This is a genomic window from Agromyces sp. CF514, assembly GCF_900113185.1.
In the GTDB taxonomy this organism is placed as follows: domain Bacteria; phylum Actinomycetota; class Actinomycetes; order Actinomycetales; family Microbacteriaceae; genus Agromyces.
Genome location: NZ_FOZD01000002.1, coordinates 428375 through 455351, shown reverse-complemented (window position 1 = coordinate 455351; position 26977 = coordinate 428375). Strand labels below are relative to the sequence as shown.

Here is a 26977-nt window from a genome sequence, read left to right as displayed (position 1 = left end):
TTTCGCGCATGATCACCACCAGCGAAGACGTCGCCAAGCACGCCGGCGTCTCGCGCGCGACGGTGAGCCAGATCCTGAACGGCCGCGGCCAGAGATTCGCCGAGGCCACCCGCGATCGCGTCAACCAGGCTGCCCTCGAGCTCGGCTACGAACCGTCGTCGGCGGGCCGCACGCTCGCGCGCGGATCGAGCGACTTCGTCATCGCGCTGATCCCCCACACCACGTTCGGCGCCACCCTGCAGGACTTCTTCAGCCGCATGACCGACGAGCTCGCCGCACACGGCCTCACGCTCGTGCTCCGACTCGCGACGCCGTCGACCGCCTCGCTCGGGCGCGTCATCTCGAGCATGAAGCCCGCCGCGGTGTTCTCGCTCACCCGCTTCACCGACGAGGAGCGCGCCCTGATCGGCGATCGCGGCGTGACCGGGCTCGACCCGAGTTCGACGAACTTCTTCGACTACAACCACGCCATCGGGCTCCTGCAGGGGCGCACGCTCATCGCCCATGGCCACCGGCGACTCGCGTTCGCCCACCTGGCCGACGCCCGCCAAGACCCGTTCGGCGCCGACCGCGAGAACGGACTTCGTGAGGCGTGCCGCGAAGCCGGCCTTCCCGAGCCCGAGTCGGTCGGACTCGACGTGACGCCCGACGACGCCGACCGCGCCCTCGACGAGCTCGGCGGCACCGGCTTCGCCGTGGCCTGCTACAACGACGACGTCGCCACCGCGCTGCTCTCGGCGGCGACGCGCCGCGGCTGGCGGGTCCCAGAAGACCTCGCCCTCATCGGCATGGACCACACCACGCTCGGCCGACTCACGCTGCCGCCGCTCACGACCGTCGACTACGACCTCGAGATCGCCGCCGAGGCCGCGATCCACGGCATCCTCGCGATCACCGGCCACGCCGACACCGCCCGCGCGCCCGAACGCCAGGCCTCGCTGAGGGTCGTGCCCGGCGGCTCGATCTAGTCCCGCTGCCCGCTTCGACGGCGGGAGTGCGTCGATCAGCACTGGGCCCCGTGCCGCGCGACCGACTCGGCCGACTCGGCCGACTCGGCCGACTCGGCCGACTGCTCAGTCGACGAAGCGCACCCCGCGCGAGTGCCGTCCGGAGCCGACCGCCTCGTCGTCCCGGCCCGGAATCCGGATGACGGCCCGACACCCCTGGGGCACCTCGACGTCGACGGCCAGTCGACCGCCATCGACGTTCCACGAGATCGCGACCCGGCCGTGCCTCGTCTCGAGCGCACCCTTCGCCCACGTGAGCCCGCCGCCGGGGCGTGGTGCGAACAGCACCTGCTCGTACCCCGGCGCGAGCGGCGACAGCCCGGCGACCGTCGTGTGCATCCAGTCGGCCACGGCCCCGAACGCGTAGTGGTTGAAGCTCGTCATCTCGCCCGGGTTGATCGACCCGTCGGGCAGCATCGAGTCCCACCGCTCCCAGGTCGTCGTCGCGCCCATCGTCACGGGGTAGAGCCACGACGGGCACTCCTGCTCCAACAGCAGGCGGTAGGCGACGTCGAGGTGCCCGGTCTTCGTGAGCGCACCGAGGATGAACGGCGTGCCCGCGAACCCGGTGGTCACCGTGAAGCCCGCCTCCTCGGCGAGTTCCGCGAGGCGGCTGCCCGCAGCATCCAGAGCATCGCCCTCGAGCAGGTCGAATGCGATCGCGAGGGCGTAGACCGCCGTCGCATCGCTCGTGATCCGGCCGCCGTCGACGTAGGCGTCGGTGAACGCCTCGCGGATGCGGCCGGCGAGTCGGCCGAACTCGGCGGCGTCGTCACCCCGGCCGAGCGCCGCGGCCGCCTCCGCGGCGATGACCGCCGATCGGTACACGCAAGCCGTGGCCACGACCGAGCTGTCCGCCTTCGCCTCGAGGGGTGCGTCGGGCGGCGCCGTGGGGTCGAGCCAGTCGCCGAACTGGTGGCCCTCGTCGAGCAGTCCGCGTGTGCCGACCACCGAGTCGACGAGTCGGGCGTACGCGACCATCGAGTCGTACTGCTGCTCGAGCACCGTGCGGTCCCCGTAGGCCTGCCAGAGGGCCCACGGCACCCAGCAGGCCGCATCGCTCCAGAGCGCCATGACCCTCGATCCTCGGTGGAGCGCCGCGGCGGTCTCGTCGAGCCAGTCGTACTTGATGTTGTCGGGCACCACGAGCGGGATCACCCCGTCGGCGTGCCGCTGCTCCTCGGCCAGGTCGAGGAGCCAGTCGCGCAGGAACGCCTCGACGTCGAAGAGGTACGCGGCGGTCGGCGCGAACGCCGAGAGATCACCGGTCCAGCCCAGGCGCTCATCGCGCTGGGGGCAGTCGGTGGGAACGTCGACGAAGTTCCCGCGCATCGTCCAGACGACGTTCGCGTGCAGCCGGTTCAGCAGCGGGTCGGAGCACTCGAACGTACCGGTTCGCGTCAGCTCCGAGTGGACGACGATCGCACGAGCGGCGGACGCGAGCTCGTCGTGTGTGCCCGGCCACCCATCGACCTCGGCGTACCGGAAGCCGTGGAAGGTGAACGTCGGCTCGAACACGTCCGCGCCACCGCTCAGGATGAATCGATCCGTCGCCTCCGCGTTGCGGAGTGGGCGCACGCCGAGCTCCTCGTGCTCGAGCACCTCGGCATGCCGGATCGTGATCTGCCGGCCTGCGTCGCCCGTCACCTCAAGGCGGATCCAGCCCGCGAGGTTCTGGCCGAAGTCGATCAGCGTCCGCCCGGAGGGCGAGGTCCAGACCGCGGTCGGCTCCATCGATTCCTGGCGTCGCACCGGCGGGCCGACGTACGGCGTGAGCACGGCGTGATCGAAGTCGACCACGCGCACGCCGCCCCATCCGTCCTCGGATCCATGATCGGTCGCCCACTCGGGATCGACCGCGCGCCCGTCGATGGTCTGCCCGTCGTACAGGTCGTCGGCGAGGATCGCGCTCGGGCCCGACGACCACGACTCGTCGCTGACGATCGTCTCGATGAATCCGTCGGCGTAGGTCAGGTCGAGCTGTACGAGCGCCGCCCGCCGGTCGCCGTAGATCGCATGACCTCCGGCGAACCCGAGGTTGCCCGCATACCAGCCGTTGCCGACGAGGATGCCGATGGTGTTCGTCGCGGCGATGAGCGGGGTGACATCCCATCGCGCGTACCTGAGCCGCCACTCGTAGCTGCTCCACCCGGGCGTCAGCACATCGGCCGAGACGGGCGAGCCGTTGAGGAACACCTCGCAGACGCCGAGCGCGGTTGCCCGCAGCACGGCAGCAGTGAGCATTCCGTGCTCGCCCGAGCGCGCGAATCGCCGCCGTAGCGCGGGGGCCGACCCGGTGCGCCGGTCGGACGTGATCATGCGCGCATGGGGAGAGAACGTCATGACCCGGCTCGACCCGGGCGGTATGAGAACGACGAGACGCGGAGCGTGCCGGACGACGGCGCGACCCCGACGACCCGGCCCGTGAACCCGCCGGCGACCTCGGTCGAGAGGTAGCGGCCGTCGAACGACCCGAGCGAGGCCGACTCCCCCGCCGTGATCGCGCCGAGCTCGATGACGTCGGGGCCGACCGGCGCGTTGTGCCCCGCCTCCGGCACGGTCACGCGCAGCCACAGCGATATCTCGTCGCCGACACGAGACGTCCGTCCGAGCTCGATGACCCCCGCCCTGAGGCTCAGCCGTGCAACGATCTCCGCCCTGCCGACCTCGACGGAGCACCAGTGGTCGTCATCGAGGCGGATGACGAGGCCGCCGGTTCCTCGAGCGGCGTCGACGTCCGCCGACACCGACCATTCGGGGTCGCGCGCGCGGACCGCGAGCAGGCGGGTGCCGCCGGTCGGGTCGGCGTGGAGGTCGAGTCCTCCGCTCGCGGACGGCTCGGTCCAGCCGGATGCCGCGGAGCCGGGCGAGATCCACCGCAGGTCGAGGGCCCCGGCGAACTCGTCGGAGAAGCCCGTCTCGGTCGGCGGGACCTCGTACCGGTGCTCGTCGACCACCGGCCAGCCGTCGGCCCAGTCGATGCCGGCCAGGAAGGTCTCGCGCCCGTTGACGTGGAATCCGGGGGTGATGCCCGCGACCCGCACCGCGAGGTAGACCATCGCCCATTCGCCGGTCGGGGTCTGCACGAGGTCTCCGTGCCCGACGTTCTGGATCGGCGACGGGGTGCTGCGGTGCGTGAAGATCGGATTCTGCGCTGCCGATTCGTACGGCCCGTCGATGTTCCGCGAGCGGGCGACGGTGATGCAGTGCCCCCGCTCGGTGCCGCCCTCGGCGATCGTGAGGATCCACCGTCCGTCGACGAGGTACAGGTGCGGCGACTCCGGCCACGCGAGGCCGGTGCCCTTCCAGATCACGCGCGCCGGGCCGAGCGCCGTGCCGGTCCGCACGTCGAACGGCACCTGCGCGATGCCCTCGAGTCCGGGCGCGTACGACGACCAGGTCAGGTGGCACATGCCGTCGGCGTCCCAGGTCAGATCGGGGTCGATGCCGTCGAAGCCCGGCGCGAACACCGGATCCGACCACGGACCCGCCGGGTCCGTGCTCGTCACGATCATGTGCCCCTGGTCGGCCGTGGAGACGTTCGTCGTGATCAGGAAGTACGTCCCGTCGTGGTACCGGAGCGTGGGCGCGTAGATGCCGCCGACCCCCGACCCGCTCGACTGGAGGTCGAGCTGGCTCTCACGATCGAACGCGTGGCCGATCTGCGTCCACGTCAGCAGGTCGGTGCTGTGGAAGATCGGCACCGCCGGGAAGTACTCGAAACTCGAGGTCGCGAGGTAGTAGTCCGTTCCAACGCGGCACACCGTCGGGTCGGGGAAGAACCCCGGGATGATCGGAGCGCTCATGGCTCAGACGACGACGACGCGAACGCGTGCGAGCGTCTCGATCCGGGCCCAGATCGACTCGGGGTCGCCCTCGCCCTGTGCGGCGACGCGCGCCGTGACGAAATACGTGCCCGGTGCCTCGAAGGCGATGCGGCGTTCGACCTGCACGACCTCGCCGACCTCGACGCCCTCGATCGCGTCGTACTCGCCGTCGCCGTCGAGGTCCCACTCGATGCCGACGATCCTGCCGGCTCGCGACGGCATCCTCGCGTCGAGTCGCAGCAGCACCGTGGCGCCGGCCGAGACCTCCGCCCGCTCACCGCCGTCGACGGTCAGCCGTGCGACGGGCTGCACGCCGTGGCGGGCCGCCGCGGCATCCGGAACGACGACCTGACCATCCGTGATCTCGTAGGCCGTGCTGGCCGCCGGCTCGACGCCGCGCTCGACCCAGGCCGCGAGCTGGCGCAGGGCCTCGTGCAGCGCGCCGAGGTACGAGACGGAGCGCGTGGGGTGCTCCTGCGCCTCGTCGTCGCCGTGCAGGGCGTGATCGACGTACCAGAGCCGGAAGCGGTCATCCGTGTCGGCGCCGAGGTGCTCGCGAACCTTGCCCGCGTACCAGTCGGCCTGCCACGGGAACGCCTCCCGGTCGTTCAGGCAGGCGACCACGATCATCCGGCCGTCGAACGCGCCGTTCTGGATCGTGCCGGACGCCCCCATCGCCATGAGCGGCCCGACCAGCATCGGGCGCTGGGGCAGGGTCGGCTCGCCGTCGGCGCCCCGGAACTGGTCCCAGACCGCGAAGTCGGGGCTCGGAACCTGGTGCCGGTGGTAGGTCTGCGCCGCGAGCACGTTGCTGTTGTCGATCGTGACGAGATCGCCGGGCTGCAGCCCTTCGAGCGCTGCCCCGGCACCGGGGATGTCGATCATGGCCACGTCGCCGATGACGCTGCTGAGGACGAGCCTCGCCCCCTCGGCCGCACCGGATGTCACGACGAGGTCGGCGAGCTGTGCGTCGATGGGCGCCGACGTGCGCAACCGCACACCGATGATCTGCCCGGCGGCGAGCGACGGCTCGCGGAACGCCTGGTCGACGCCGCCGCGAGGACCGTGCGAGGTCCCGTGGTCGTCGCCGCGGACGAGCTCGGCGACCTCGACCTCCCATTGGAGCCGGTCGCGGTGCACCGACGCGGTCGGGTCCGCGCCGAGGTAGCCCTCGGTGGTCCAGAAGGTCTCGAAGTAGTCGGGGTCGATCATGGCCAGGCCGCCGTACAGCACGCTGAACGCATGCGCGCCCATCGTGCGCCAGCCGAACCATGACCGGGGCGGGAATCCCATCCTCGTGACCTCGGCGAGGGCCGCCTGCTCCTCGGCGTTCAGCAGCGGGAACGGATCGCCGCTGCCGCCGGGAGCGTACGCGTCGTCGATCACCTCGAACTTGTCGCGGAGGATGCGCATCGCGTGCATGCGCACGGTGAAGACGTTCGGGATCGCGAGCGGGCTGCCGATGACGTAGGGCACGAAGCCGTCCCAGACGCCGCTGGTGTTCTCGGCCGCACCCATCGCGCGGAAGCCGCCGCCGCTGCCGCCGTAGAGGTAGCCGTACGGGCGGTGCTCGCCGTAGATCTGCCGTGCGATGACCCTCGAGTACTCGGCCGATGCCGCGTTCGCGCGGAACGCGGCGATCGTCATGTCACCGCCGAGCTCGGGGCGCGCGAAGTTCGCGCCGCCGCCGTTCGTCTCGACGAAGTAGGCGCCGCTCGAGATCGCGAAGTCGATCTTGCCCTCGCGACCGACGGCCGTCTGGGCCAGGTTCTCGCTGTCGGGCACCGGCGTGACGTGCTGGAAGAACCGCTGCTCGTACCGGTCGGCCGGCGGGAAGGCGAACGAGAACCGCGTCTCGGTGCCCTCGAACCCGCCGTGCACGTACCGGTGCGGCACGGGAAGCCGTCGCTCCTCGTCGATGTCGACGTACGGGGTCTCGAAGCCGGCGCCGATACCGGAGTCGACGGAAACGGGAGTCTGCTGCGTCATTGCTGGTGATCCTTCGATGGGGGTTCGTGTCGGAGAGGGCGCGAGCCGATCAGAGACCGAAGTCGGTGCGGTTGATGAGCGCTCGGGCCTCGACGATGTTCTCGCCGGCCAGGCGCCGGTAGGCGTCGATCACGAGGTCGGCGATGCTGAAGCCGGGGTCGGTGAGCCAGAGGTTGGTGAGGCCGTCCCAGACGGCGACGAGCTGGACTGCGATCTGGCGCGCGTCGAGTGCCGCGAGGGCGTATCCGTCGCGCTGCCGGCCCGCGATGAGGCGCGTGAAGATCCCGATCTGGGTCTCGTACCGGCCCGCGAAGTACGCTGCGGCCGGGTGGTCGGCCGTCGCGGTCTGCCCCTTCATGACGAGGAGGAGGCGGACCAGGTTGCCGTCGTACCCGCCCGCCTCGATCGACGCGTGGAACTCCTCGAGCGAGAACGGCTCGTCGGACTCCGACGCGTGCGTCTTCTCGTCGCTCATGCGGTCGGAGTACGCGAGCGCCGCCACCAGCAGGTGATCGCGCGACGGGAAGTGGTACAGCACCGTCGCCTCGCTGGTGTCGCTGCGTTCGGCGACGAGGGCGATGGTGACCGCCTCGTGCCCGAGCTCTTCGACGATGTCCAGCACGGCGCGCGCGATCTGCTCCCGCCGCTGTTGGGTCCTGGCGTACGGTCCGCGCTTCGTCGCAATTGTGCTCACGCGACGAAGGTAACACCAAACTTGAGTGAACTCTATATTTGGAGCCGGGTTTACCGAGAGAGTCGAGACCTTCTGGGGTTGCATCCATCTCGATTTGATGGTTTACTCCGTTTTCAGCAGTCAGGCGTCCGCGTAGTCCGGATCCCCTCCCCCGACACCGGCCCGACATCGAAGACGATGGGACAACCATGAGCGCACGCACCGCCTCACCGAAGGCGCCTCGCGACAAGGTGCCGACGACGACCGAGCCGATCGAGACCGGCACGTCGGGCTTCTACCTGAAGGGTCCGGGCTTCCGCCGGTACCTGACGGTGTACACGCTCGTCTACATCGGCATCAGCGCCGTCTGGGGTGCCGTGCTCGGCATCGTGCTGCCGAACCATGTCCAGCTCTTCGAGTTCGCGAACTTCTTCACCGGAGCCGACGCGGGCGTCGACCTGCAGCAGCTCACCCTCCTCAAGCAGTCGATCGACGACGGCACCGCCACCGCGACGGCCGACCAGCAGCGTCAGCTCGACATCCTCTCGGCGTACGAATCGTCGAAGGCCGGCGCGCTCGCCGTCATCACCTCGATCGGCGCCGTCGTCACAATGTTCGTGCAGCCGATCGTGGGCGTGCTCTCCGACCGCACGCGCTCGCGGTTCGGCCGCCGCGCACCCTGGATCCTGTCGGGTGCGATCATCGGCTCGGCGCTGCTCGTCGTGGCACGGTTCTCGCCCACGCTCGCCGTGCTCGGCCTCGCCATCGCGCTCGCACAGGGCTTCCTCAACATGGCGCTCGCGCCGCTGCAGACCACCGTCGCGGACCGCGTCACCGAGGAGCGCCGCGGACTCGCCTCGGGCCTCGGCGGCTTCGGGAACTTCCTGGGCGGCCTGCTCGGCGGCATCCTCGCCGGGGTGTTCTTCTCGTCCGTCGGCCTCGACATCTACCTCGTCGTCGCCCTGAGCGCCGCCTTCACCGCCACGCTCTTCGTGCTCCTCGCACGCGACCGTTCGTCGCTGGACCTCGCGGTCGACGCCTTCAACTGGAAGCAGTTCTTCGTCGGCTTCACCGTCGCCGTGCGCGACGCGGACTTCCGCTGGGTGTTCATCGCGCGCCTGCTCCTGACGTTCGGCTACACGGTGTCCACGGCCCTCGGCCTGTACCTGCTGCAGTCGTACGTCCGGCCGGCGCTGAGCGCATCGGAGGCGACCACGATGGCGCCGCTGCTGACCCTCGTCGGCCTGCCGCTGACGCTCATCGCGATGCTGCTCTCGGGCCGCATCTCCGACAAGGTCGGCAAGCGCAAGCCCTTCGTCATCGTCGCGTCGATCATCATGGCCGCGAGCTTCCTCGTGCCGATCATCTCTCCGACCCTGCCCGGCCTGTTCATCCAGGTCGCGCTGGCCGGCCTCGCCTTCGGCATCTACATCCCCGTCGACCAGGCGCTCTTCATCGATGTCCTCCCAGACCCGCGTCGCGCCGGGCGCGACCTCGGCGTCGCGAACCTCGGCAGCAGCCTCGGGCAGGCGCTCGGCCCGCTGCTCGCGAGCCTCGTCGTCGTGGTGACCGGCGGATACCTCGGCATCTGGATCGTGGCCGTCGTGCTCGTCGGCCTCGCGGCACTCGCGATCGTGCCCGTGAAGGGCGCCAAGTAGGCCCCCGGATCTTCACGAAGGCCTCGGCGTCTGCACGCCGGGGCCTCCGTTCGCGTCACCGCGGCCTCCCGCACCGAACCGCGCGAACACGCCCGGGCTGAACAGCACGGAGTCGGGCGGCGCCCCGACGACGCCCGGCAGGCCCGCCGCCGCGACCAGGTCATCCGTCAGCGACGTGAGGGTCGCGGGGTGCAGCACCCACGGCTCATGGGCGTTCGGATGCCACCGCGTGCGGCCGAGTCGTCGGGTGAACATGGCCCAGCGAGCGGTCAGGAAGTCCGCGGACGCGTCCTGCACGGTGCGGGAACGATCGACGGTCGCCTCCATCGCGGCGGACGCGCCGCTGCCGTGGCGACGCGACCGATAGGCGACCCGGTCGCCGTCGACGCCACCCGACGTGCTCGCCCAGACGTACGGCAGCGAGAACGTCGCCCGTGCCGCGACGACGGCCGCCAGCCGGGACGCCTCGAGCGACCGGAACACGACGCCGCGGCGCCCCGCTCCGTCGACGGCGTACAGGCGCACGTTGATCTCGACGAAGTCGCTGATGAGCGGCACCGGTCCGATCGGGCCGAGCCGCGCCTCGCCCAGCCGGAACGCGATGAGCCCGACCCAGCTGCTGCCGTCGTGCTCGTCGGGACGCGTTCCGGCGGGGAGCAACGGCGCCACGCGTTCGGCCTCGACCCGCCAGTGCACGAACAGCGCGTCGCTCCAGCGCTGGCTCGCGATCACGCGCTCGATGCGGTGCGGCGGGGTGACGCTGATCGGCTCGATCACACGCCACAGCGTACGGCTGCGCCAGCTGCGCGTCGACGCGACATCCGCGCACGGATGCGGCGACGAGAGGCGCTGCCTTCACGGATGCCGAGGCCGGCCTCCTTCGCCTCGAACGGCACGGATCGGCGGGCCGTCGGCGCCACGACTACGCGCTGCACGTGGTGCGGTGACCCGCCTGGCAGCAGGAGCATGTGCGTGACGGCTGAGCCCGTTCCCCGGGCATCCATCGCCGTCGTCCATCGAGACGAGGAGAACGACCATGTCCACCCCGCACGCACGAGGGCGCCGACGCCCCCTGCGCATCACGCTCGCCGTCGCCGCGGCCGCCGCACTGGCGGCCGTCGCGGTCGCGCTGCCGGCCGCAGCCGTCGAACCCGCCCATCGCCCGACGACCCCGAAGCCGACCGTCGTGCTCGTGCACGGCGCGTTCGCCGATTCGAGCGGATGGAACGACGTGACCGAACGCCTGCAGAAGCGCGGCTACACCGTGCTGGCGGCGTCCAACCCGCTTCGCGGTCTCACCGCGGATGCCGAGTACGTGAAGTCGATCCTCGCGACGATCGAGGGACCGATCGTCCTGGTCGGCCACTCCTACGGCGGAGCGGTCATCACGAACGCGGCGACCGGCAACCCGAACGTGGTCTCGCTCGTCTACGTCGCCGCGTACGCGCTCGACGCCGGGGAGCGCCTCATCGACGCGAACGAGCTCGGCGGCGGCCACTCGGCGCTCGGCGACCACCTCGTCATCCGCCCGTATCCCGGCGCACCCGAGGGCGATGCCGACGGCTACATCGACCCGGCGTTCTTCCGGGAGCTGTTCGCCGCGGACCTCCCCAAGAAGCAGACCGCCGTGATGGCCGCCTCGCAGCGGCCCGCCGCGCTCCAAGCCCTGTTCACGCCCTCCGGCGAACCGGCCTGGAAGACGATCCCGAGCTGGTACATCGTGGCCTCGCAGGACCACACCATCCCGCCCGAGGCCGAACGGGCGATGGCCGAACGCGCCGGATCCGAGACCGTCGAGATCCGCAGCTCGCACGTGGTCATGATGAGCCACCCCGGCGAGGTCGCCGACGTCATCCTCGACGCTGCAGGGTGACCCCGGCATTCCAGCCGGCGGAGGAAACGACGAACGCCCCGATTCCCTGTATTCAGGGGATCGGGGCGTTCTCTGGCGGTACCGGTGGGATTTGAACCCACGGTGCGCTTTCACGCACACAACTTTTCGAGAGTTGCACCTTCGGCCGCTCGGACACGGTACCGAGGTCAATAGTAGGCGAGACTGCCGAATCGACCAAAACGAGCGATCCGGCGCACGATCGAGCTCGCTCCGAGTGCGTATCGACCGCACGTCGAGCACCCCTCACGCGAGCCGATCGGCCACGATCGCGGCATCCTCGCCGACCCCGATGAGCAGCGGCGACTTGCGCCGGCGGAGCCACGGCACCCCGACGAACCAGAGGCCGTCGACGGCTGGGCTGCCATCGGCATCCGTCACCGGAAAGCCGCCCCCGTCGAACGCGCCGGGCACGTCGATCCAGTCGTAGGCCGGCCGGAACCCGCACGCGACCAGCACGACGCCGAGGTCGCCGAGACGCGGCACCTCGGCCGCGTCGACCGGCGCGTCGAGCGGTTCGGGGGTGTTCGGGGCGGGCATCCCGCGCGACGCTGCCGCCTGCTTCGCGAGGTCGCAGATGATCCGGAACCCGTCGTCCCCGACCGCGAGGGTCTGTGCGAGGTCGTCGGCGACGACCAGCCGCCCGTCGTCCACGCCGATCACCCGCCCGATGAGCCCCACGCCGTCGGCCGCGAGCGTGCGGAGGCTGAGGTCGTGCCCGCCGCCCGCCCCCGTGGCGAGCGGGTTGGCGGCGAGCCGCACCGTGGGCGACGGCTGGTCGGCCAGCACCTGCTCGAAGAAGCCCGCCTCCTCGAGCCATTCGAACGTGTCCCGACCGTCGATGCGCCGCGGCATGGTCGGCGCCCGCCCGGGCGCGAGGGTGACCTCACGACCGGCCCGGTGCAGCTCCTCCGCGATCTGGCACGCGCTCTGCCCGCCGCCGATGACGAGCACCGGCCCGTCCGGAAGCGCACCGGGCGAGCGGTACTCGGCCGACACGACGACCGGCACCCGACGAGCGAGCTCGTCCACGAAGGCCGGTCGGTGAGGCCGTTGGTACGCACCCGTGCAGACGACGACGCGACGCGCACGGATGTCGCCGGCCGCAGACCTGGCGACGAACCCCGTCTCGTCGGGCTCGACCAGGTCGACCTCGTGCCGCTCGGCCACGGGGGCCCCGAACGACGCCGCATAACCGGTCAGGTGGTCGACGATCTCGTCGCGCGGAAGGTACCCGTCGCCGTCGCCGCCGCGGTACGCGCCGCCCGGGAGACGGATCGCGCTGTTCGGCGTCACGAGACAGAAGGAGTCCCACCGACTCGCCCACGCGGACCCCATGCGGTCGCGCTCGAGCACCACGTGCTCGAGCCCGCGCACCGACAACTCATGGCTGACGGCGAGTCCGGCCTGGCCGGCTCCGATGACGAGCACGTCCACGTCTGCGGACATGCGCACAGGCTAACCCTCCGCCATGACGTCCGCACGCGCCGATGTCGGCGGCCGCCCGTACCCTCGCAGCATGGCCAAACCCGCGTCCGCACACCGTTGCACCGAATGCGGTTGGAGCACCGTCAAGTGGGTCGGCCGGTGCGCCGAGTGCCAGCAGTGGGGCACGGTCGTCGAGGCGGGCGAGCAGACCGGCATCTCGCGCACGCTGAAGCCCGTCGCGATCGGTGCCTCGCAGGTCGCGCGGTCGATCACCGAGGTCACGACCGAAGAGCGCGGCCACTGGGCGAGCGGCGTCGGCGAGTTCGACCGCGTGCTCGGCGGCGGCATCGTGCCGGGCGCCGCCATCCTGCTGAGCGGCGAGCCGGGCGTGGGCAAGTCCACCCTGTTGCTGGATGTCGCGGCACGCGTCGCCGCGTCCGGTCGTCGCGTGCTCTACGTGAGCGCCGAAGAGTCCGTCGCCCAGGTTCGCCTGCGCGCCGGCCGCACGGGCGCTCTGCAGCCCGAGCTGTTCCTCGCCGCCGAGACCGACCTCGCGACGGTCATCGGGCAGGTCGACGCGGTGCAGCCCGAACTCCTCATCGTCGACTCGGTGCAGACCGTGTCGAGCTCGATGAACGACGGCATCGCCGGCCAGCCCGGTCAGGTGCGCGAGGTCGCCTCGACGCTCATCCGCCTTGCGAAAGAGCGCGAACTGCCCGTGCTGCTCGTCGGCCACGTCACGAAAGACGGCACGATCGCGGGCCCCCGCCTGCTCGAGCACCTCGTCGACGTCGTGTGCCAGTTCGAGGGCGACCGGCAGACGGCGCTGCGCTTCGTGCGGGCGCTCAAGAACCGCTTCGGGCCCACCGACGAGGTCGGCTGCTTCGAGATGACCGGCGACGGCATCGCCGAGGTGCCCGACCCGAGCGGGCTGTTCCTGAGCCGCGGCGCGGCCGTCAGCGGCACCTGCGTCACGGTCGCGCTCGAGGGGCGCCGTGCACTTCCGGTCGAGGTGCAGGCGCTCGTCGTGGCCACCAAGGCCCCGCAGCCGCGCCGGGTGGTCAACGGCGTCGATCCCTCGCGCGTCGCGATGATCCTCGCGGTGCTCGAACGCCGAGCGGGCCTGCGCCAGATCGGCGAGCACGACGTCTACGTCTCGACGGTCGGCGGCGTACGGCTCGTCGAACCGGGCGCCGATCTCGCCATCGCGATCGCCATCGCGTCGGCCATGCGCGACCGCGCCGTGCCGCACGACCTCGCCGCCTTCGGCGAGATCAGCCTCGCCGGTGAGGTTCGCCCGGTCAGCTCGGCCAAGCAGCGAGGCAGCGAGGCGCGCAGGCTCGGGTACACGACGATCCTCGACGTCGAGGCCGGCAGCGTGCAGGCGGCCGTCGGGCGGGCGCTCGTCGCTGCCACGACCGAGCGCGAACGCGAACTCGACGCCGCGTTCTAGCGACGGTCGAGCCTGCCGAATCAGGCGTGTCGGCTCAGGCGTGTCGGCTCAGGCGTGTCGGCTCAGGCGTGTCGGCTCAGGCGTACCGGCTCAGGCGTGCGGCTCAAGTGAGCCGGCTCGGCCCCGTCACCTCAGGCCTCGAGCGCCTTCAACAGTTCGGCGGGCGGGGCCTGCATCGGGTGCGGGCCCGCGATGTCGAGGAAGACGGTCGTGATCGTCGACTCGTGCCGCTTCAGGAAGGTTCGGAGCCACGCGGGGCTCTGCAGGCCGACGGCCGGAGGCAGGTTCGCGGGCTTGTGCTCGGCGTCGCTGAAGAGCAGCAGCGCGACCTCTCCCGAGTTCGGGTCGCGGTAGGTCCACACCTCGCCGCCGTCGAGCGGCTTGTCGCGCGGTCCGGGCTTGATGAGCGGAACCACCGTGTTGCCGTGCCGGAGCGCGAGCGCCACCGCGGCGATATCCTGCTTCTCGAGGGCCGCCGCGAGGGCCTCGGAACGGAACTCCATCGGCTCGCCGCCCTTGCCCGACTTGCTCGACTTCCTGCGCTGCGCCATTCCCCCAGCGTACCGAGCCGTTCCCGAGCGGATGCTGCGCGGCCCCGTCGCGTCGGCCGGAGTACACGTGCACGAGCCGCCGCCGCTCCGGCTCCCCGCATGTGAGCTTGCTGCAAGTTGACGAGGATTCCTCATCTCCGGCGTAGCCTGATGACATGTGGACCGCGATCGTCATTCTCCTCGTCGCATGGGCGGTGCTGGCGATCGTCGGGTTCGTCTTCGAAGGCCTCCTCTGGCTCGCAGTGATCGGGATCGTCCTCTTCATCGGCACGCTCGTCGTCGGCATCCTGAGACAGCGCGTCCGACCATCGGTGTAGGTCACGGCTCCACGGATGCCCCGCACCGGGGCATCGGAGGAGGTGCGTCATGTCCGGCGACGCAGGACGAGTGATCAAGACCCACGCCAGATCGGCCGCACCGCGCGGCACGGCAGAGGCGGGCCCGAACAGCGACTTCACCGACCTCGCGCGGCTCGTCAGGTCGGAGGGGCTGATGCGTCGGCGCTACGGCTACTACTGGACGAAGCTCTCGACGGTGCCGCTGCTGATCGGCACGGCGATCGCGGTGTTCATCTGGATCGGCGACACGTGGTGGCAGATGTTCACCGCCGCTGCCTTCGCTTTCCTCTTCACGCAGATCGCCTTCCTGGGTCATGACGCCGCGCACCGCCAGATCTTCCGATCGGGCAGGTGGAACGACTGGACGAGCCTGGTCCTCGGAGACCTCTTCGTGGGCATGAGCTACGGATGGTGGCAGCACAAGCACACCCGCCATCACGCGAATCCCAATCGGATCGGTTCCGACCCCGACATCGACCTTCCGGTCATCGCGTTCACGCCCGCGCAGGCGGCACGGCACCGACCTGCCCTGCTGCGCTGGACCATCGCACATCAGGGCGCCTTCTTCTACCCGATCCTGCTGCTCGAAGGGCTCTCGCTGCACGTCTCGAGCGTGCACCGGGTCTTTCAGCGCGAACACGTCGCGCGACGCCCGATCGAGATCGGGTTCCTCGCAGTCCGCATCATCGGTTACCTGGCGCTCGTCTTCCTGGTGCTGTCACCGGATCGGGCCTTCGTCTTCCTGGCGATCCAGCTCGGCCTGTTCGGGTTCTACATGGGCATCTCGTTTGCGCCGAACCACAAGGGCATGCCGCTCGTACCGGCCGAGCTGCGCCTCGATTTCCTGCGCCGGCAGGCGATCATGAGCCGCAACATCCGAGGCAACCGACTGCTCGACTTCGCCATGGGCGGGCTCAACTACCAGATCGAGCACCACCTCTTCCCGTCGATGCCGCGTCCGCATCTGCGGCGCGCAGCGCCGCTGATCGCGAGCTACCTGCGCGAGCGAGACGTGCCGTACACGCAGACGACGCTCTGGCACTCGTACGGAATCGTCTTCAGGTACATCAACCGGGTCGGTCTCGGCGATCGGGATCCGTTCGAGTGCCCGCTCCTGGCGCAGCGGGAGACCCCCGGCACAGCGCCTCTGTCGACCGGCATCCGGCCGGCGTAGCGGCGTGATCGGCGCGTCGCGCAGCCCGCCCTCCGGAGCGCGCGCCGTCGACGCCTGGCGGTCGTCTGCTACTCGTACATCGAGCGGTGGGGTCGGAAGTCGATGCGCTTGGCGGCATCCAGGACGAGCGCTGCGCGTTCCGCCTCATCGCGTGCGCGCGCGGCCGACGAGGCATCCCGCTCACGCTGCTGCTCGCCGGCCCGAGTCCCGATCTCGAGCAGGACCTCGCCGACGAGCTCCGCGAGTCCGCCTGCGAGTTCCGCGAGGTTGGTGTGCTCGATGACGAGACGGCGGTCGACGGCCTTCAGGGCTGCCTGTGCATATCCGGCGTCATGGAGGCGGGTCTCGACCGCCGGGGACTCGAGCAGCCGCAGCTCCTCTGGCGTCGGACGCCGCGTGAAGACCGCGGAGACGCTGTAGCGGTCGGGCTCCTCAGAGGTGCCGAGGGTCGCCGGCAACTCGTTGACCAGGACATGCGAGACCGCGAACGAGCCGTCGCCGACCGACTCCGGCGCGCTCATCAGGGCCGGGTCCTCAGCGTCCCGGCCGCCCAGGACGGGCGAACGCCGACCGCCCAGCTGGCTTCGCTCGCGGGATGATCGCCGAAGTGCGCCCGGAACCTGCCGTCGCGGGTCCCGGTCGGTGCGCCGACTCGGTGGATGGCGGGTCTGCGCTGCGCCCGGACTTCCTGAATGAGCTTCATTTCCGGAGTATGGTCGCCCGACATGTGCGCGTTCACAGGTTGCGCCGTGCCGTCGTCGGCGGTCTCGCCGAGCCGTGCACGTCGGAAGCCACGTCAGTACAGCTGGAACTGCTTCGTCAGGTCCTCGTTCGAGAACCCGTCGACCGAGACCGAGAGGTGGTACGACGCGCCGCCGGCCGGCACGGCCTCTCGTGCGCCGTCGCAGGTGTCGGGCGCGGAGCGCGTGCGGTCCCAGACGAGCGGTGCGGCCGAGCTCACGGGCGTGCCGGGCGTCAGCGACACCTCCGCGTCGACCTGCTCGGTCTGGCAGTCGGTCGAGGTCCAGTACTGCTCGTCCCCGCTCTTGATCGTGAACACCTGGGCGGCGGTGCCTGCGTTCAGCACGCAGACGTTCCGGCCCGTGTTCGTGATGGTGACCGTCAACTGGGGCTGCTCGCCTGCCTCGTACACGCTCTTGTCGGTCACCGGCTCGACCGTGATCTGCTCGGGCGAGCAGGGGTCGCCGTCGGCCGCGACCGCCTCGGTCGGGATCGTCGTCGTGGGCGGCGAGGCGGGTGCCGTGCTCGCCGGCGACTTCGTGTCGCTGTCGCCCTGCGCGCCGCCGGGGCGCACGATGATGAGCACGACGGCCACGATCACCGCGACGAGCCCGAGCATCACGACCAGCCGTCGCCGACGGTACACCTGCGGCGATTGCCGTCGTGCCGGTGTCTGGTTCGTCGACATGCTCACAGGGTACGACCGGGCGACGGATGCCGGTGGCGCGCGCCCGGCGTGCCGAAATGCCCGATCAACGCGCCGTTCAGAGGCTCTTGAGCATGCGCGTGTTTCCGAGGGTGTTCTGCTTCACGCGCGCGAGGTCGAGGAACTCGGCGACACCGTCGTCGTGCGAGCGCACGAGCTCGGCGTAGACCTCGGGAGCGACGGTCTCTTCGCCCATGTCCTCGAATCCATGCCGGGCGAAGAAGTCGACCTCGAACGTGAGGCAGAACAGTCGGCTGAGGCCGAGCGCACGGGCGTCGTCGACGAGGCGGTCGACGATCGCGTGACCGACGCCGTGGCCGAGCCAGGCATCGGCGACGACGAGCGTGCGCACCTCGCCCAGGTCTTCCCACATGGCGTGCAGGGCGCCGGCGCCGATGATCTCGCCCGTCTCTGCGAGCTCGGCGACCCGGAACTCCTGGATCGCGCCGTAGAGGTCGACGCGTTCCTTGCCGAGCAGGATGCGTCGCGAGACGAGCGGCTCCACGAGTGCGAGGATGTGCGGCACGTCGCTGGTGCGTGCGGCGCGCACGCTGACCCGGTTGTTCACCATGCAACCCTATCGAGCCGCGACGACACGGCAGCCCCGAGGCTCGATGGACGACTCAGGGGCCGACGCAAGGGCGGGGCAGGCTGGCGCCGCGCCGTTCAGGCCTTGGCGACCTGCTTCACGCGCTTCTTGGCGCTCTTCTCGACGAGCACGGGAACGAAGTCGCGCACGGGCTTGCCGTCGAGGTTGGTGTACTCGTCGGCGACGATGCGGGCGATCTCGTCGCGGTCCACCGAGGGGTACTTCTCGGCGAGACGGTCGACCACTTCGGTGACGGCGTGCTGCTCGGTCGCCTTCTTCTGCTCCATGTCTGGAGCCTATGCCAAACCATGGATCGCGACCCTGAACATCTCGTGCAGAAACGGCGAAAGGGCCGGACCCGAAGGTCCGACCCTTTCATGAGCTGACGAGACGCGGACGGATGCCGCGTTCGGCCGCCGTGCCTAGTCCGACGTGCCTAGTCCGACGTGACGGCGAGGTCGGGCGTCGCGGGCCCGGTGCCGATCGCCGCGCCCGTGTTGATGCCGACGCCGACGGGGAGCGCCCGCTGGGTCGTCGTGAACACGAACTGGCCGTCCTGGAAGTCGACGTGCACGTGGTCGCCCGCGTTGAGCTCGCCGTGCAGGATCTTCTCGGACAGCGCGTCCTCGATCTCGCGCTGCACGGCACGTCGCAACGGACGCGCACCGAGCGCGGGGTCGTAGCCCAGCTCGATGAGTCGCTCCTTCGCGGGGACCGTGAGCTCGACGGTCATGTCGCGGTCGAGCATGCGGTCGCCGAGTCGCTTCAGGAACAGGTCGACGATCTGCAGCAGCTCGGGCTTGCTGAGCTGCGGGAACACGATGATCTCGTCGACGCGGTTCAGGAACTCGGGCTTGAAGTGCTTCTTCAGCTCCTCCTTCACCTTGCCGCGCATGAGGTCGTACCCGGTGCGGGTGTCGCCCTCGAGGGCGAAGCCGACGGGCCCGCTCGAGATGTCCTTCGTGCCGAGGTTGGTCGTCATGATGATGACCGTGTTCTTGAAGTCGACCACGCGTCCCTGACCGTCGGTCAGGCGACCCTCTTCGAGGATCTGCAGCAGCGAGTTGAAGATGTCGGGGTGCGCCTTCTCGATCTCGTCGAAGAGCACGACGCTGAACGGCTTGCGGCGCACCTTCTCGGTGAGCTGGCCGCCCTCTTCGAATCCGACGAATCCGGGAGGGGCGCCGAAGAGGCGGGAGACGGTGTGCTTCTCGCCGTACTCCGACATGTCGAGCGAGATCATCGCGGCCTCGTCGTCGAAGAGGAACTCCGCGAGCGCCTTGGCGAGCTCGGTCTTGCCGACGCCGGTGGGGCCGGCGAAGATGAACGAGCCCGAGGGGCGGTGCGGGTCCTTCAGGCCGGCGCGGGTGCGGCGGATCGTCTTCGACAGGGCGGAGATCGCCTCCTCCTGGCCGATGACGCGCTCGTGCAGCGCCTTCTCCATGAAGACGAGGCGCGAGGACTCCTCTTCGGTGAGCTTGAAGACCGGGATGCCGGTGGCCTGCGCCAGCACTTCGGCGATCAGGCCCTCGTCGACGACCGCGGTGGTCTTGACGTCGCCCGCCTTCCACTGCTTCTCGAGACGCAGACGCTCGCCGAGGAGGTTCTTCTCCTCGTCGCGGAGCGAGGCGGCCTTCTCGAAGTCCTGCTCCTCGATCGCGGTCTCCTTCGCGGCGCGGACCACGGCGATCTTCTCGTCGAACTCGCGCAGCTCGGGCGGCGACGAGAGGATCGACAGGCGCAGGCGCGCGCCGGCCTCGTCGATCAGGTCGATGGCCTTGTCGGGCAGGAACCGGTCGCTGATGTAGCGGTCGGCGAGGTTCGCCGCAGCCACGATGGCGCCGTCGGTGATGGACACCTTGTGGTGCGCCTCGTAGCGGTCGCGCAGCCCCTTGAGGATGTTGATCGCGTGGGGCAGCGAGGGCTCCTGCACCTGGATCGGCTGGAAGCGGCGCTCGAGCGCGGCGTCCTTCTCGAAGTGCTTGCGGTACTCGTCGAGCGTGGTGGCGCCGATGGTCTGCAGCTCGCCGCGCGCGAGGAGCGGCTTCAGGATCGAGGCTGCGTCGATCGCGCCCTCGGCGGCACCGGCGCCCACGAGCGTGTGGATCTCGTCGATGAAGACGATGATGTCGCCGCGCGTGCGGATCTCTTTGGTGACCTTCTTCAGGCGCTCCTCGAAGTCGCCGCGGTAGCGCGAACCGGCGATGAGCGAGCCGAGGTCGAGCGAGTAGAGCTGCTTGTCCTTCAGCGTCTCGGGCACCTCGCCCTTGACGATCGCCTGGGCGAGGCCCTCGACGACGGCGGTCTTGCCGACGCCGGGCTCGCCGATGAGCACGGGGTTGTTCTTCGAGCGGCGCGAGAGGATCTGCATGACCCGCTCGATCTCCTTCTCGCGGCCGATCACGGGGTCGAGCTTGGACTCGCGAGCGGCCTGCGTGAGGTTGCGGCCGAACTGGTCGAGGATCTGCGAGCCGCCCTGGGGCTGCTGCTGGTCATTCGCGCCGACCTGCACCTGCTCCTTGCCCTGGTAGCCCGAGAGGAGCTGGATGACCTGCTGGCGCACGCGGTTGAGGTCTGCGCCGAGCTTGACGAGCACCTGGGCGGCGACGCCCTCGCCCTCGCGGATCAGGCCGAGGAGGATGTGCTCGGTGCCGATGTAGTTGTGGCCCAGCTGGAGCGCCTCGCGGAGCGAGAGCTCGAGCACCTTCTTGGCGCGCGGCGTGAACGGGATGTGGCCGGTCGGCTGCTGCTGGCCCTGGCCGATGATGTCCTGCACCTGCTCGCGCACCGCGTCGAGCGAGATGCCGAGCGACTCGAGCGCCTTGGCGGCGACGCCTTCACCCTCGTGGATGAGCCCGAGCAGGATGTGCTCGGTGCCGATGTAGTTGTGGTTGAGCATCTTGGCCTCTTCTTGGGCCAGGACGACGACACGACGGGCTCGGTCGGTGAATCTCTCGAACATGCTCTACTCCTCTCGACCCCTCAGGGCAGGGGGCGCCGATACATCGAGCGTAACCAGCACGGATGCCGCATGGGCCGGTGTTCGCCGTGGGCGCACCGCCGCGGCATCCGACGTCCTGCCGTCCTCGCCGAGCGGAGCAGGGCGCCCGGATCGCGCGAACGGCTTGACGACGGCCCGAGGCGCGACGTACCGTATCGATATTCGTTGTTATCGATATTCGTTATGGAGCGCGTGATGAGCAGCACGACCCAGCAGTACCGACCGAGCCGGGCCGACCTCGTCGGCATGGGGGCGTTCCTCGTCGCAGGTACGGTCATCGCCGTCTGGGCGGTCGTCGCAGCGGTCCTGCGCATCATCGAGGTCCTCCCGAATCGCGACGTGCAGGTGCCCGCCGAGTTCGTCGGCACGGTGGCCGAGGCGCCGATCGGACCCGACGGCGCCTCCCTGCCCGTGGTCCTCGACCGGGCGGCCGTCACCGCGGACTCGCTGCCGGCACTCTCGCTCGCCTCGCTCGTCATCGAGCAGGCGATCGCCGCGACCACGGTCGTCGTGGTCGTCGCCTGCCTCGTGGCGCTCAGCTGGTCGGTCATGCGAGGCCGCGTCTTCAGCCGACGGAACACGCGCCTCGTCACGATCGCGGGCTTCACCGGGCTGCTGGGCTATGCCGCCGTGCCGTTCTTCGGCAACATGGCGGCGAACGGCGCCTTCGCCGTGGTGAGCGAGCGCACCTTCGACAACGTGGTCATGTCCGTCGACCTCGCGCCGTACCTGCTGCTCGCGTTCGTGGCCGCACTCGCGACCGTGGTGTTCTCGATCGGCGACCGGCTGCGCCGCGACACCGAGGGGCTCGTCTGATGGCACCCGCCGAGCCCGACGAGGCATCCGATGTGCATTGCCGGCTCGACGAGCTGCTCGCCCTCAGGGGCATGACGCTCACGAGGCTGAGCGAGCTCGTCGGGGTCTCGGTCGTGAACCTCAGCGTGCTGAAGAACGACCGGGCGCGCGCCATCCGCTTCTCGACGCTCCAGGCGATCTGCGAGGCCCTCGACTGCGAGATCGGAGAGCTGCTGGTGCGGCGCCCTCGGGCGGCTACTTGATCGGGAGCGTGAACGACTGGTCGCCGACCTCGACGACCAGCGGCTGGGTCGTGGTCACGAAGACCGGCGTCCAGAACACGGTGGTGTGCGGCACGAAGTCCATGGTGCAGACCTCGTCGTCGGCCGGACCCTGCACGTCGACCGACACGCGGTTGCCGCTGTCGGCGTCGTCGACGACGTTGATGCGCGTTCCGACGACCGGGCAGGTCGAGCTGCCCGAGATCGTGATGGCGATCTGGCCGCCCTGGCCGACCCACGCGGCCGAGAGGCCCTCGTCTGAAGCACCCTCGTCGGTGTGGCCGTCTGCATCGCCCTCGTGATCGCTCACCGGCAGCCCGTCGAAGTTCTCGATCGCACGCGGGCTGGGGTTGCACGCGGAGAGCAGGAACACGGATGCCACGGCCACGGCCGCGAGGCCAGCACGACGGAGAGTGAGGGAGGAGTGCATGCCGTAATGGTATCGGTTCGACCGCGTCCGGCGCGCGTCGCGACCCGGCGGGCTGGGGCTACCATGCGGGCATGAGCAATCTCGAACGCGATCCCGTCGAGCTCGTGTGCCCGCCCGAGCGCTCCGGCGCCGCCTCGATCACGGTGCTCGAGCCCCGCGACGTGCCCCTCGGCGGTCCCCGCGCGATGAACGTCCGACGCACGCTCCCCCAGCGCGGCCGCACGACGATCGGCGCCTGGTGCTTCGTCGACCACTACGGTCCCGACGAGGTCGCGACCTCCGGCGGCATGGTCGTGCCGCCGCATCCGCACACCGGCCTGCAGACGGTGAGCTGGCTCTTCGAGGGCGAGATCGAGCACCACGACAGCACGGGCAGCGCCGAGTTCGTGCGCCCGGGCGCCGTGAACCTCATGACCGCGGGCCGCGGCATCGCCCACTCCGAGGTGTCCACGCCCGGCACGACGCGCCTGCACGGCGTGCAGCTGTGGGTCGCGCTCCCGAGCGCCTCGCGCGACGTCGCGCCCTTCTTCGAGCACGCCGACACGGTGCCGGTGCAGGTCGACGACGCGGTCGTGCGCGTGTTCGCCGGCGCGCTTCCGGGCCTCGACGACGAGGCATCCGTGACCCTGTTCTCGCCGCTCGTCGGAGCGCAGATCGAGCTCCCTCCGGGCGGCGAGGCGTGGATCGAGCTCGACCCCGCGTTCGAGCACGGACTGCTCGTCGATCGAGGGCCGGTGACCGCGACGATCGCCGCGCTCGAGAGCGAGCACGACGACGGCGCGGCCGACGCCGATCCGCTGGCCGTCGCCGGGCACACGTCGCACCTCGCGGCGAACGAGCTCGGGCACGTCGCGACCGGCCACGAGGGCGTGCGGCTGCGGGCCGACGATCATGGGCCGGCCCGCGTGATCCTCATCGGCGGCGTGCCGTTCGGCGAGGAACTCGTGATGTGGTGGAACTTCATCGGGCGCAGCCACGACGAGGTCGCCGAGTTCCGGCGCGCCTGGCAGGCCGACGTCATCGCGCGCGGCGATACCGACGGGCGTTTCGGCACGGTCGCCGGTTTCGACGGCGACCCGCTGCCCGCGCCCGAGCTGCCGACCGTGCGGCTGAAGCCGCGCGCCTGACCGCTCGCAGCACTCCCCCGCCGAGCACGCGAGAACGCCGCGGGCGGCGATGCTCGCGCATCGCGCCCGCGGCGCCCGGTTCGGTCGACCCAGGTCGGCCCTACTCGGCGGAGACCCCGATCCTGCGTCGGCGTGCGAAGAGCACGGCCGCGGCTCCGAGGAGCAGCACGCCTGCGCCGATGCCGAGCGGCAGGGCCACCGGGAACCCCGTGTCGGCCAGTCCGTCGCCCGATGCACTGCCCGCCGTGCCCGAGCCCGAGCCATCGGTCGGCGCCTCGGTCTCGACGGGCGTCTCGCCGCCGGGCGTCTCGCCGTCGACCGCTGCGGTCACGGTGAAGTCGTCCCAGCCGAAGAGCTCGCCCGACTCGGTCACGAGTGCGAGCCGGTGCGTGCCCGGCGCGGTGTCCGCGGGGATCAGCACGTCGAAGCCGCCGTCGACCACCGTCTGCGTGCCGAGCGGCACCGGCGTCGAGAAGAGCACCGTCTGGAACGCGGTGCCCTCATGGTCGCCGGTCACGACCACGTGCGCGGTCTTGCCCGCCTCGACGGAGTCGGGCAGGGTCACGCCGCCTCGCGTCTCCTCGGTGAGGTCCTCCTCGATGACCGGTCCGACCACGGCTGCGCCCTCGCCTGCGACCCAGTACAGGCTGCGGGCGATCGAGGGGTAGGACCCCACCGGGTGCGTGCGGAAGTTGACCGAGGTGCCGAGCATCGCGAGACGCGCGCCGCCCGCGGCGGTCGCGGTGACCACCGAGGCCTGGCCCGCGGCATCCGTCGTCGAACGCCCTGCGCTGTCGGCCCAGTGACCGGCGACGAAGGTGTCGTCGCCTGCGTAGGTCTGCTCGACCTCGGCGTTCTCGCCCAGCCCGGTGTACCAGACGGCCGGGTAGACGAAGGCGGTGTCCTGCGTGTACGAGGCCAGCAGTCCGCCCTCGGCGTCGGCGACGTGCACGATGCCGTTCGAGCCGCTCGTGCCGCTCGTGGCGGTCACGGTCGTGAGCCCGAACGCGTTCGCGAAGGCCGCGACCGCGGTGCCCTTGCCCGCCACGCCCTTGCCCGCGGCGAGGAACTCCTGCACCTTGGCGGCGCCCGCGGCGTTCGCCCCCGTGAAGGCGAGGTTTCCGCCGACCCAGAGCACGTCGGCCGTGGCGAGATCGACCGCACCCGAGGTGATGGTGGCGGCGGTCACGAGACGGATGTCGGTGAACCCGAGTCGCTGCAGGGTGACGCGATCGTCCTGGGTGCCCGAGTAGGCCACGGTGAGGCGGTCGAGGCCGCGGCTCGGCTCCTCGCGGAGGCGCAGTCCGTCGGATGCGGTGAACGTCACGCCGTAGGCATCGGCCACGACCTGCGCGGCGTCACGAGACGAGCCGGCGACGATGACGCTGCCGTCCTCGAACTCCGACACCGGCACGCCCGCGTCGAGCAGGGCGTTGACGGCCTGGTACTCGGCCGCGCCTGCCGTCGCGAGTTCGAGGTAGGCGCCCTCGGCGGGCACCGCACCGGTCGGCGCGGCCTCCTCGATCGCCTCGACGGGCATCGGCAGTTCGGCGTCGGTCGTGGAACCGACGTCGACCACGTCGGCACCCCAGAGCAGCGCGAGGCTCCACGCCGAGATGTCGTACATGTCGGGCACGCGCTCGGAGATGTCGGAGCCCTCGTCGAGGAGCACGTTCGCCATGCCGCGCAACGGCTGGTGCATGTCGACGACGTAGCTGCCGGCCGGGTACTCGACGCCGTCGATCGTGAACGCCGCGGTGGCACGGGACACCTCGACGCCGTTGGCGATGAGCTGGTCGACCAGGCGTGCGGCATCGGTCGTCGAGCGCTGGGCGGCACCCATGGGGATCACGTAGCCACGGGGGAACTCGGCACGGTACACGTCGGTCTCGTCCCAGATGTCGGCCCACTGGTCGGGGCCGGGGATCGTCGTCGGATCGGCATCGGCTGCGATGGTGCGCAGCTCCTCGCCCGCGTCGCCGCGGCGGAAGATCTCGATCTGGTTCTCGAGCAGCGCCTCGGCGTTGCCGACCACGTAGTCGACCGAGGTCTCGATGACGAGTTCGGCGACGGCGACGTTCACGAGCGTGTTCGCCTGGTTCTGCGCGGCGTTGTTCGTGCGGCCGAGGGGCAGCTCGACGGTGTTCGTGATCGCGCCCTGGTAGGCGATGAACTGGGGCGTGAAGATCGGGGGCCAGTCGTCCCATCCCGAGCGGATGTCGCGGTAGGGGATCTTCACCTTGCCCGTGTTGGTCGTGGTCGCCGAGCCGTTCTCCGTGAGGTAGGTGTTGCCGGGGATGTTCGCGTCGACGACGGCCTCCTCGATGGCGAGGGCGGCCTCGTATGCGTGCGGCAGGAACAGGTCGTACTCGTAGTTCTCGCCGTGGGGCGGGCCGCACGGTTCGATCTGCAGCACGTTGGTGTAGCCGTGCAGGTCGACGTAGAAGGTGGGCTGGATGACGCCCGACAGGTCGCGGATGATGCGCGCCTCGGGGGTCACGCCCGTGATCATGTCGCGGTTCGCGTCGAATCCGTCGCCGTTCGCCCGCTGGCCCAGCGCGCGCCCGTCGGGGTTGTTCGTGACGGTGAAGTAGAGGCGGTAGCCGTCGAGCACGTCGGCGACCTCCTCGATCGGCGCGGTCGCGAGGTGCTCGATGTAGGGCAGCACCCCGTCAGTGCCCTCCCACTCGTTGCCGTGGATGTTCGCGTTGAACCAGATGGGCACCTTGTACCCGGCCATGAGCGCGTCGTCGGATGCTGCGCCCGCGGCATCGTGCTTGATCTCGTCGCGCCACTCGGCCTGCTGTGCGGTCTCTGCCGCGGTCTCGGGTGCGGTGATCGTGACGAGGTGGATGTCGCGGCCGAGCACGGACTGCCCGACGACCTGCACCGAGATGCGGTCGCTGGCGGCCATGAGCGAGTTCAGCCGGGGCGCGATCTCGTCGTACGGCACGGCGCCGCGGGCGATCGAGGCGTCGGCCGGGTTGTCGTCGGGCACGGCGAGCGCCGGCTGGCTGGGGTACGACGCCGGCGCGTCGACGAGCGACGAGATGGGATAGGTGATCGGCAGTGCGCCGGGTGTCGGCGTGGCGGCCGCTGCCGGTGCCGATGCGGTGACGAGGGTCGCGCCGACGATGGCGGCCACCCCGACACCGGAGAGGACGTGTCTGAACGTCATGGTGCTCCAGTTCGAGTGCGATGGTCGAAGACACGGCGCTGGATCGCAGTCGCCCGGTGGAACTCGCACTCATCAGGGTGGCAATGATCGTGCGTGTGAACGAGTCAATCACGCACCAAAGGTGCATATGGTGCATTCCT

The 26977-nt window shown here is 70.4% G+C and carries 23 protein-coding genes and 1 tRNA gene; 9 read left to right on the top strand and 15 right to left on the bottom strand.

Annotated elements, in window-relative coordinates:
• The first annotated feature begins 8 nt into the window (after positions 1–8).
• Positions 9–968 carry a LacI family DNA-binding transcriptional regulator gene (locus BM342_RS14875; protein ID WP_177232215.1) on the top strand — a complete coding sequence of 320 codons (960 nt, stop codon included), beginning with the start codon at positions 9–11 and terminating at the stop codon, positions 966–968.
• Between the two features lie 105 nt (positions 969–1073).
• Here the strand turns inward: BM342_RS14875 and BM342_RS14870 are convergent, their stop codons facing one another.
• The 4 genes from BM342_RS14870 to BM342_RS14855 form a co-directional block, all read right to left on the bottom strand.
• Positions 1074–3251: an alpha-L-rhamnosidase gene (locus BM342_RS14870; RefSeq protein ID WP_255368833.1), complete on the bottom strand. Its 2178-nt coding sequence runs from the start codon at positions 3249–3251 to the stop codon at positions 1074–1076.
• Positions 3252–3346: 95 nt separating this feature from the next.
• Positions 3347–4813, bottom strand: a complete 1467-nt coding sequence (locus BM342_RS14865; RefSeq protein WP_092967538.1) for a glycoside hydrolase family 43 protein — start codon at positions 4811–4813, stop codon at positions 3347–3349.
• A gap of 3 nt (positions 4814–4816) precedes the next feature.
• Positions 4817–6823 carry a hypothetical protein gene (locus BM342_RS14860; protein WP_092967536.1) on the bottom strand — a complete coding sequence of 669 codons (2007 nt, stop codon included), beginning with the start codon at positions 6821–6823 and terminating at the stop codon, positions 4817–4819.
• Between the two features lie 49 nt (positions 6824–6872).
• Positions 6873–7517, bottom strand: coding sequence for a TetR/AcrR family transcriptional regulator (locus BM342_RS14855; protein ID WP_177232214.1), 645 nt, complete (start codon positions 7515–7517; stop codon positions 6873–6875).
• 188 nt (positions 7518–7705) lie between these two features.
• Here BM342_RS14855 and BM342_RS14850 point away from each other — a divergent pair, with 188 nt between their 5' ends.
• Entirely contained in the window at positions 7706–9154 is a 1449-nt protein-coding gene (locus BM342_RS14850) for an MFS transporter (protein ID WP_092967531.1), read from the top strand.
• A gap of 12 nt (positions 9155–9166) precedes the next feature.
• On the opposite strand, the gene BM342_RS14845 is transcribed toward BM342_RS14850, so the two are convergent.
• On the bottom strand, positions 9167–9931 hold the full coding sequence (locus BM342_RS14845; protein WP_092967529.1) for a YqjF family protein: 765 nt from the start codon (positions 9929–9931) through the stop codon (positions 9167–9169).
• 259 nt (positions 9932–10190) lie between these two features.
• Between BM342_RS14845 and BM342_RS14840 the strand changes: the two genes are divergently transcribed.
• Positions 10191–11027 (top strand): alpha/beta fold hydrolase, encoded by an 837-nt coding sequence (locus tag BM342_RS14840; protein WP_092967527.1) that lies wholly within the window; start codon positions 10191–10193, stop codon positions 11025–11027.
• A 73-nt stretch (positions 11028–11100) separates the two neighbouring features.
• On the opposite strand, the gene BM342_RS14835 is transcribed toward BM342_RS14840, so the two are convergent.
• Positions 11101–11190 (bottom strand) — tRNA-Ser (locus tag BM342_RS14835).
• A 101-nt stretch (positions 11191–11291) separates the two neighbouring features.
• Complete coding sequence (locus BM342_RS14830; RefSeq protein WP_092967525.1) at positions 11292–12494, bottom strand: flavin-containing monooxygenase; 1203 nt, start codon at positions 12492–12494, stop codon at positions 11292–11294.
• Between the two features lie 70 nt (positions 12495–12564).
• Between BM342_RS14830 and radA the strand changes: the two genes are divergently transcribed.
• Positions 12565–13926 carry a DNA repair protein RadA gene (gene radA / locus BM342_RS14825; RefSeq protein WP_092967523.1) on the top strand — a complete coding sequence of 454 codons (1362 nt, stop codon included), beginning with the start codon at positions 12565–12567 and terminating at the stop codon, positions 13924–13926.
• Positions 13927–14057: 131 nt separating this feature from the next.
• Here radA and BM342_RS14820 read toward each other — a convergent pair whose 3' ends face one another.
• Entirely contained in the window at positions 14058–14477 is a 420-nt protein-coding gene (locus BM342_RS14820; RefSeq protein ID WP_092967521.1) for an SseB family protein, read from the bottom strand.
• A 155-nt stretch (positions 14478–14632) separates the two neighbouring features.
• Here BM342_RS14820 and BM342_RS20005 point away from each other — a divergent pair, with 155 nt between their 5' ends.
• Positions 14633–14794 (top strand): hypothetical protein, encoded by a 162-nt coding sequence (locus BM342_RS20005; protein WP_177232213.1) that lies wholly within the window; start codon positions 14633–14635, stop codon positions 14792–14794.
• A 49-nt stretch (positions 14795–14843) separates the two neighbouring features.
• Positions 14844–15989, top strand: a complete 1146-nt coding sequence (locus tag BM342_RS14815; protein WP_092967519.1) for a fatty acid desaturase family protein — start codon at positions 14844–14846, stop codon at positions 15987–15989.
• A gap of 68 nt (positions 15990–16057) precedes the next feature.
• Here the strand turns inward: BM342_RS14815 and BM342_RS14810 are convergent, their stop codons facing one another.
• The 5 genes from BM342_RS14810 to BM342_RS14790 all read right to left on the bottom strand — a co-directional run bounded on the left by BM342_RS14810 (position 16058) and on the right by BM342_RS14790 (position 20987).
• Positions 16058–16510 carry a hypothetical protein gene (locus BM342_RS14810; RefSeq protein WP_092967517.1) on the bottom strand — a complete coding sequence of 151 codons (453 nt, stop codon included), beginning with the start codon at positions 16508–16510 and terminating at the stop codon, positions 16058–16060.
• Between the two features lie 275 nt (positions 16511–16785).
• Positions 16786–17418, bottom strand: a complete 633-nt coding sequence (locus tag BM342_RS14805; RefSeq protein WP_092967515.1) for a hypothetical protein — start codon at positions 17416–17418, stop codon at positions 16786–16788.
• A 76-nt stretch (positions 17419–17494) separates the two neighbouring features.
• Entirely contained in the window at positions 17495–18007 is a 513-nt protein-coding gene (locus BM342_RS14800) for an amino-acid N-acetyltransferase (RefSeq protein ID WP_092967513.1), read from the bottom strand.
• Between the two features lie 95 nt (positions 18008–18102).
• The gene (locus tag BM342_RS14795) at positions 18103–18312 is read right to left on the bottom strand and encodes a three-helix bundle dimerization domain-containing protein (protein ID WP_092967511.1); all 210 of its coding nucleotides are present in this window, start codon (positions 18310–18312) and stop codon (positions 18103–18105) included.
• A 149-nt stretch (positions 18313–18461) separates the two neighbouring features.
• Positions 18462–20987, bottom strand: a complete 2526-nt coding sequence (locus tag BM342_RS14790; RefSeq protein WP_092967509.1) for an ATP-dependent Clp protease ATP-binding subunit — start codon at positions 20985–20987, stop codon at positions 18462–18464.
• A gap of 234 nt (positions 20988–21221) precedes the next feature.
• Between BM342_RS14790 and BM342_RS14785 the strand changes: the two genes are divergently transcribed.
• Positions 21222–21842, top strand: a complete 621-nt coding sequence (locus BM342_RS14785; protein ID WP_143109896.1) for a hypothetical protein — start codon at positions 21222–21224, stop codon at positions 21840–21842.
• Positions 21842–22084 carry a helix-turn-helix domain-containing protein gene (locus BM342_RS14780; RefSeq protein ID WP_092967505.1) on the top strand — a complete coding sequence of 81 codons (243 nt, stop codon included), beginning with the start codon at positions 21842–21844 and terminating at the stop codon, positions 22082–22084. The genes BM342_RS14785 and BM342_RS14780 overlap by 1 nt, the downstream gene beginning before the upstream one ends.
• On the opposite strand, the gene BM342_RS14775 is transcribed toward BM342_RS14780, so the two are convergent.
• Positions 22077–22532: a hypothetical protein gene (locus BM342_RS14775; RefSeq protein WP_092967503.1), complete on the bottom strand. Its 456-nt coding sequence runs from the start codon at positions 22530–22532 to the stop codon at positions 22077–22079. The two genes, BM342_RS14780 and BM342_RS14775, sit on opposite strands and share 8 nt — an antisense overlap.
• Before the next feature lie 71 nt (positions 22533–22603).
• Between BM342_RS14775 and BM342_RS14770 the strand changes: the two genes are divergently transcribed.
• Positions 22604–23659: a pirin family protein gene (locus tag BM342_RS14770; RefSeq protein WP_092967502.1), complete on the top strand. Its 1056-nt coding sequence runs from the start codon at positions 22604–22606 to the stop codon at positions 23657–23659.
• A 100-nt stretch (positions 23660–23759) separates the two neighbouring features.
• Here BM342_RS14770 and BM342_RS14765 read toward each other — a convergent pair whose 3' ends face one another.
• Positions 23760–26837: a M14 family zinc carboxypeptidase gene (locus tag BM342_RS14765; RefSeq protein WP_092967500.1), complete on the bottom strand. Its 3078-nt coding sequence runs from the start codon at positions 26835–26837 to the stop codon at positions 23760–23762.
• Positions 26838–26977: the final 140 nt, after the last annotated feature.

Coding starts and splice junctions, on each gene's coding strand:
- BM342_RS14875 (WP_177232215.1), top strand. CDS start 9: ATGATCACCACCAGCGAAGACGTCGCCAAGCACGCCGGCGTCTCGCGC.
- BM342_RS14870 (WP_255368833.1), bottom strand. CDS start 3,251: ATGCTCACTGCTGCCGTGCTGCGGGCAACCGCGCTCGGCGTCTGCGAG.
- BM342_RS14865 (WP_092967538.1), bottom strand. CDS start 4,813: ATGAGCGCTCCGATCATCCCGGGGTTCTTCCCCGACCCGACGGTGTGC.
- BM342_RS14860 (WP_092967536.1), bottom strand. CDS start 6,823: ATGACGCAGCAGACTCCCGTTTCCGTCGACTCCGGTATCGGCGCCGGC.
- BM342_RS14850 (WP_092967531.1), top strand. CDS start 7,706: ATGAGCGCACGCACCGCCTCACCGAAGGCGCCTCGCGACAAGGTGCCG.
- BM342_RS14840 (WP_092967527.1), top strand. CDS start 10,191: ATGTCCACCCCGCACGCACGAGGGCGCCGACGCCCCCTGCGCATCACG.
- BM342_RS14830 (WP_092967525.1), bottom strand. CDS start 12,494: ATGTCCGCAGACGTGGACGTGCTCGTCATCGGAGCCGGCCAGGCCGGA.
- radA (WP_092967523.1), top strand. CDS start 12,565: ATGGCCAAACCCGCGTCCGCACACCGTTGCACCGAATGCGGTTGGAGC.
- BM342_RS14820 (WP_092967521.1), bottom strand. CDS start 14,477: ATGGCGCAGCGCAGGAAGTCGAGCAAGTCGGGCAAGGGCGGCGAGCCG.
- BM342_RS20005 (WP_177232213.1), top strand. CDS start 14,633: ATGTGGACCGCGATCGTCATTCTCCTCGTCGCATGGGCGGTGCTGGCG.
- BM342_RS14815 (WP_092967519.1), top strand. CDS start 14,844: ATGTCCGGCGACGCAGGACGAGTGATCAAGACCCACGCCAGATCGGCC.
- BM342_RS14810 (WP_092967517.1), bottom strand. CDS start 16,510: ATGAGCGCGCCGGAGTCGGTCGGCGACGGCTCGTTCGCGGTCTCGCAT.
- BM342_RS14805 (WP_092967515.1), bottom strand. CDS start 17,418: ATGTCGACGAACCAGACACCGGCACGACGGCAATCGCCGCAGGTGTAC.
- BM342_RS14800 (WP_092967513.1), bottom strand. CDS start 18,007: ATGGTGAACAACCGGGTCAGCGTGCGCGCCGCACGCACCAGCGACGTG.
- BM342_RS14795 (WP_092967511.1), bottom strand. CDS start 18,312: ATGGAGCAGAAGAAGGCGACCGAGCAGCACGCCGTCACCGAAGTGGTC.
- BM342_RS14790 (WP_092967509.1), bottom strand. CDS start 20,987: ATGTTCGAGAGATTCACCGACCGAGCCCGTCGTGTCGTCGTCCTGGCC.
- BM342_RS14785 (WP_143109896.1), top strand. CDS start 21,222: ATGAGCAGCACGACCCAGCAGTACCGACCGAGCCGGGCCGACCTCGTC.
- BM342_RS14780 (WP_092967505.1), top strand. CDS start 21,842: ATGGCACCCGCCGAGCCCGACGAGGCATCCGATGTGCATTGCCGGCTC.
- BM342_RS14775 (WP_092967503.1), bottom strand. CDS start 22,532: ATGCACTCCTCCCTCACTCTCCGTCGTGCTGGCCTCGCGGCCGTGGCC.
- BM342_RS14770 (WP_092967502.1), top strand. CDS start 22,604: ATGAGCAATCTCGAACGCGATCCCGTCGAGCTCGTGTGCCCGCCCGAG.
- BM342_RS14765 (WP_092967500.1), bottom strand. CDS start 26,837: ATGACGTTCAGACACGTCCTCTCCGGTGTCGGGGTGGCCGCCATCGTC.